General features: G+C 64.6%; 1 protein-coding gene. It reads left to right on the forward strand.

Annotated features, from left to right (window positions below):
• Positions 1-520: transposase (locus tag ACR80S_RS17190; protein ID WP_435403915.1), on the forward strand; the 520-nt coding region annotated here is incomplete at both ends.

Here is a 520-nt window from a genome sequence, read left to right on the forward strand (position 1 = left end):
CCTCAACGACCATCATGCGCTGCGTCACGACATCGCCCTGCAGACCGCCGTCGATACCGACGGCGTGCTGGCCAGCCAGTCCACCCTGTGTCGCTTCGAGCAGCAAGCCGACCGGGACTGGGCAGTCACCATCCACGAGGAGATGATCGAGCAGTTCATCCGCTCGTTCCGGCGGCCACCCAAGAAACCGCTCTATCTCGACTTCGATGCCACCGACGATCGGGGGCATGGCCAGCAGCTCGGGCGGCACTTCAATGGCTACTACGACCACTACATCTTCCTGCCGCTGTTCGTGTTCTGTGGCGACCAGCTGCTGGTCAGCTACCTGCGACCGGCCTACCGGGATGCCGCTCACCACGCGGGCGCCATCCTCGCCCTGCTGGTCCGGCGGCTGCGCCAGGCATGGCCTGAGGTGAAGATCGTATTCCGAGGTGACAGCGGCTTCTGCCGCCCGCTGATCCTCAACTGGTGCGACCGTCACGGTGTCGATTACATCATCGGGCTCGCCGGCAACCAGCGA

The organism is Halomonas salsilacus, assembly GCF_051216275.1.
Taxonomy (GTDB): domain Bacteria; phylum Pseudomonadota; class Gammaproteobacteria; order Pseudomonadales; family Halomonadaceae; genus Halomonas.